General features: G+C 64.1%; 3 protein-coding genes. 1 reads left to right on the forward strand and 2 read right to left on the reverse strand.

What is annotated here, in order from left to right; translation table 11 throughout:
- Nucleotides 1–913 precede the first annotated feature (913 nt).
- Nucleotides 914–2,473 carry a helix-turn-helix transcriptional regulator gene (locus tag FJZ36_17920; GenBank protein ID MBM3216776.1) on the forward strand — a complete coding sequence of 520 codons (1,560 nt, stop codon included), beginning with the start codon at nt 914–916 and terminating at the stop codon, nt 2,471–2,473.
- Between the two features lie 70 nt (nt 2,474–2,543).
- Here FJZ36_17920 and FJZ36_17925 read toward each other — a convergent pair whose 3' ends face one another.
- Nucleotides 2,544–4,448, reverse strand: coding sequence for a hypothetical protein (locus FJZ36_17925; GenBank protein ID MBM3216777.1), 1,905 nt, complete (start codon nt 4,446–4,448; stop codon nt 2,544–2,546).
- Nucleotides 4,449–4,566: 118 nt separating this feature from the next.
- A partial coding sequence (locus tag FJZ36_17930; GenBank protein ID MBM3216778.1) for a mandelate racemase/muconate lactonizing enzyme family protein occupies nt 4,567–5,168 on the reverse strand: 602 nt, incomplete at its 5' end.

The raw sequence follows: 5,168 nt of genomic DNA on the forward strand, positions 1-5,168 counted from the left end.
GAAACCCATCGCCATCCAGGGCGAAGACTACGCGCAACTCCGAGAGCTCGACGCACGGACCCGCACGAAGATCTGCGTTAACCACCAACTCCACTTCCATCCACGATCGCTCGAGTTCCAGCGCGCGGTTCAGGACGGAGCCATCGGCGAGCTCCGCTTCATCGAGGCGAGCGCACGGCTCAACCTGTCCGGTCAAGGCACTCACATCCTGGAGCTCGTCGCCGCCTACACGGTCGGCGCGACGCCGACGGGCGTCTTCGGCAACGTCGCCGGTGGGAACGGCTTGGAAACCAATCATCCGGGTCCGGATCAGTGCATCGCCGCGATCAACTACGATTCCGGGGTCCGCGCGCAGCTCATCTGCGGCACGAACGCGCCGCGAATGAACGACCTCGGCGAGCACATGCACAAGCGCATCGCCGCTTACGGGTCGAAGGGAATGGTTCACTGGACCATGGAGTGGTGGGAGCGCAGCCGCCCTGACGGCTCTATCGAGAAGGGCGTCCACAGCTACGGCGCCGAAGATGTCGTCGGACAGGCAGGACTGACCGACGCCGTGCTCGAATGGCTCGATGACGAATCAAAGGCTCATCCGACGCGACTCGACACATCGTTGACGCAGTTCAACATCATCCTGGGAGTCTACAAGAGCGCCGTTCGGCATGAGCCCGTGACACTCCCCTTCGACCCCGAACCGGGGTTGATCGACGCCCTCCGAGCTCGCCTGATCCCTTAGGATCGACGCCAAGACCTTACACCTGGCGGTGATTCGCTATTCCGAACCACCGCCGGGATTCTCGGTGGGCGAATTGATTTCCGACTGCTTCTGTAGTATACTGAGATGTAGCAGCGAGGCGCATGTTCCGTGCGCCCGGCGACATACTAAGTCGAGCACTAGAAGGATCGAATATCGATGTTGACTTTTGCGGAATATCTCCGCCACAACCGCCTCACTCGTGACCACACAATGCAGGAATTAGCGTCCAACATTGGAGTCACAGCCCAGTTCATCAGCCTGCTTGAGAGTGGTCAACGCTACCCGTCGAAGAAACTCGTCGCGCGATGCGCCGAGTACTTCGGCGATGACGTCAACTACGTCCGCTTTCTCGCGCAGGCGGTTCCTATCGATCAGAAACGCGCCGTGCTCGACAGCCCGACCGCGCCGGAGTACCTGCCTCGGAACCTGAGGGCTCAGGCGACTGCGACCGACACCGCCGACGACCTCATCGAACACCTTCTCGCAGTTCCCGGCGTCGCCTCGCCAGAGACGGACACGCCCTTCCACTTCGCGGGCGAGACCCCCATCCAGCCCGACGACATCCGTGCGCAGATCGCCTTCATCGAGCTGATCGGGTCCAGCGACAAGCACATCGTCACCAGGGCACGCGCCTGGGGCAAGTTCTACCGTGCCTACTACAAGCGGCACAGCGAGGGTAGGATCGCCGCGCTGCCGGACTTCGGGTCCGCCTACGAGATGATCCACGTCGAGACGACTGGTTCCTATCCGGCAAAGCTGTGCATGCTGGCGGCGCTTCATCTCGGTCTGGCGCGCGAAGCCGCCGACGATGTCGAAGGAGCCGTCAAGCTCTACGACGAGGCTGCCAATGAAGCCGTTCGGGGTTCTGACGCCGCCGGTACAGCCGCCGCGCGTTGGTTGGCTGCTCGCGTGATCGGCGAACGCGGCGATGTCTTCGGAATGCTCACGCGGTTGGACCAGGTCCTCGCCTCGGCAGACGTTCCGGCGCTGGCGATGGCACGCAGCCGGTCCGAAGCCATCGAAGGTCATCTCGCCCTTGGCGACTACGAGCGAGTCGTGCAGTCAGCCTCCGAAGCGATCAAGCTCTGGCGATCATCGACATTGGACGCGCCTCAGGACCACAAATCTCGCTACCTGCTGCGTGCCGAGATTGGAGCCCTGGAAGCGACGATCCGCATGCAGCAGTACGAAGAGGCAGCCACCTGGCTGAACAGGGCGCGGTCCGTGAGCATCCGCATCACGACGACTCCCGAGGAAGACGCCCGGATCACCACAGCGGCATCTGCCCTCATGCGGACCCGACGCCGGTACTCCCAGGCATCGAATCGCCTCGACGAGGTCATCGCATCGCCCATCGCGGAATCCGACGAGGGTCGCACGGCGCTTTCGGCTGCGCTGGCTCTCCGCGCCGAGATCGCGCTCGACCTCAGCGACGTGAACAGCGCCGGCGACTATCTGAAACGCATCAATGAACTGGAAGCCGTCGCGTCGCCGTTGGCTGAGCTTGCGCGTCGCGCGAACGGACAGTTCGTGCAGGCGGCGCTGTTGGCACGCACCGGCAAGTTCGATGACTGCCGGCGCGTACTGAGCGAGATCGAGGCAGAGGTCCAAGAAACCGTATCCGCTCACGAGGGTTTCGCCGAGACCCCTCTGCGGCGGCAACTCGTGCAGCGCCTTGCGGAATGGGGCAAGCGGTTCAGCCAGATCGCAGGCTAGATCGCCGCTGCTGGGACCGGGTCACAGTTGCCGACCTGGTCCCAGCGCCCGACCCGAACGGCTAGCCGACTCAGGGAAACGGGCTGTACACCGTATGCCGGGTGATCAGCGCGACCACCGCCCACAGGCTCCCCGCGACAAACTGTCCCAACACCAATCCGATGAATAGAGGAATCGCCCGACGGTAGGCTCCGATGCCTCCCGATACCAGAATCGTCTTCTTCGCGGCCCACCCCAAGAAGATCGAGAACCACATCCAACTGATCGCCCAGCCATAGCTGACGGCGTACCCGACCGGGTACAGGGGCCACGCCACAAAGCGTCTCTTCAGGAACGACAGCGCAATCGTGATGACGAACCCCAGCACGACTCGCGCGGAGTTGAACAGGTCGGGAGCCGGGGGGTTCGGCAGCCATGCTCCGAGCTGGATGAACGGTCCCCGCATGATGTAGATCTGCCGGAACCGATACATCTCGACCATGTGGAGCCCGATCCCGAAGACCGTCCCGAAGATCGCGGCAAGAATCAGCGCGACCGAGATACGCCGAACGGACAGCCCGAAACGGCTGCCGATACGGTAGCCCTCCATTTGGTGCGGCATCGGGTGGCAGCGGTACCCGTACGGCAGCCACGCGAAGAGCCCGAGCGGCGCTAGGTTCCGAACGCCCACCGCCCTCATCCCTCCGAAGATGACCATTAACCGTTCCGGATGAACGTTGTGAAGCTCATGAGTCGGTGGGCCCAGCTCGGCGCGCATTCGCGTCGCGGCGATGCAGAACGTGAAATACAGTGTGAAGTAGAGTATAACGACCCACCACTGGATTCCCGCCGCCCTCGCGAAGGCGAGCACGAACACGAGCGAACCCGCCAAGCCGCCTGCCGCCCACCGGTACGTGCGGTCGCTCCCACTCCATCCGTCCCGCGCCACGCGAGCCAGATGATGCCTTCCCGACCAGAGCGCGACGAGCGCCAGAGCCAACCAAGCCCCGGCTCGTTGCTCGGCGTGCCACGCATCCCCCTGGGGCAGACCCAGCACCGATACCAGGATGAACTGCGCCTTCCACGTCAGATAGAAAAACCAGAGCGAGAAGGACAGATCGACCGGCATCAGATACGCCAAGCCCGTCGCGAAGGCGTAGAAGAAGACCGGGAGCCCGTGCATCGCGTTCCAGGGTTTCTCGGTGAACAGCGGACCGAAGTCGTACTTGAGGCGGATCATCGGTATCGACGGGAATAGGAAGTTGAGCCCTGCTGCCGCTTCGATGAGGAACGCGAACGCGAACCCGACCCACATGAGCCGGTTCCCGAAGAACCGCTCCCCGTCGCCGATGATCTCGATGGCGATCTGCGCCACGGGGTAGTTCAGCTTCTCGTGATCCATCCACTGACGGCGCAGGATGGCGTTGATGCACAGCATCGCGATGAGGATGACGACGGCGAACAGCGTCCACCACAGGAAGGGAGCGGTCCAAGCCCGCACCACGTCTTGCCGCCAGAACGTGCTGCCGCCTTCGTACCAGCCCTGGAGGATGGAACGGTCTCGCACGGTCAGCCAGGTTGGCAGATAGGGCTGGATCGACGATGCCCAGTCGTTCTCCGGCGTCGCGTACCAGAACGCGTTCCCCAGATAGGGCACGAGCTGTTTGATGACGTCATGCCCGGCGAGCGCCGCGCCAACCGACGTCATGGCGTAGACGCCCGCGAGCTCCCCCGGTGTGAACGCCCAACGTGGCGCCCAGCGACGCAGCGCCTGGTTCACCGAGGTCACCAGCGCCAGGGTGAACACGACCGTCGGGAAGAGTGAGAAGACGCTGAGCCCGCCCGTGTGGATGTAGCGGTTCTCGGTTGCGATGATCCAGTAGCTGTTGACGAAGATGAGGAGAGAGCCGGAGCCGAGGACGCGCACAGCGAAGCGCGGGAAGGAGGAAGGCGCGGCTTCAGCGCCGGTGGTTGTCTTCGGGCGTCCGCGGCTCAACGGGCCCGGCTCCTGACGTGTCGAAGCGGCTCAGTGTCGCTGGTGTCGGCGAGACAGCGATCAAGGAATAGCCGCTCTCGGCGACTCCTTCCACGTCGTCGCAGCTCTTCCGCCGGGCCTACTCCCACGAGAAGCCGGGTCCCATCGGGATATTCGCCGTCCCGTCCTCCAGCTTCATAGGCGAGTTCTCGCCGATCAGGCCGGTTTCGAGATAGTACGCATTCGGCATGGACGCCATCATGTTGAGCTGCACGGGCCCGCCGCCGTGCGAGGCGTAGGGAACGCGAAACGCGTCCGCCATCCAGCCGATGCTCAAGATCGCCGTCGGGCCCCCTGCTCGCCGCAGGTCGGGTTGGATGACGTCCACGGCATCTCGCTTGAGGAACCGCGCGAAGTCCGCCGGCGTGTAGAGGTTCTCGCCGGTCGCGACCGGGATGTCCAGCGCATCGGCGAGCGCGGCGTAGCCGTCCACGTCGTCCGCCGGGATGGGCTCCTCCCACCAGACGCAGCCGAGGTCCTCGAACGCTCTGCCGCGCCGCGTCGCCTCCGCCGTCGTGAGCGACTGGTTCGCGTCCACCATGATCCCCGTGTCGGCTCCGACGGCGTTCCGCACCACCTGAACCCGATGGATGTCCTCCGCGAGCGTCGGGTAGCCGACCTTGATCTTGACAGCGCGGAAGCCTTGCGACACGGCGTGCGCGCAGATTGCGCCCACCTCCT

The organism is Candidatus Poribacteria bacterium, from assembly GCA_016866785.1.
In the GTDB taxonomy this organism is placed as follows: Bacteria; Poribacteria; WGA-4E.

Bases quoted from the DNA above. Each gene is read 5' to 3' on its own strand.
- FJZ36_17920 (MBM3216776.1), top strand. From the start codon at position 914: ATGTTGACTTTTGCGGAATATCTCCGCCACAACCGCCTCACTCGTGAC.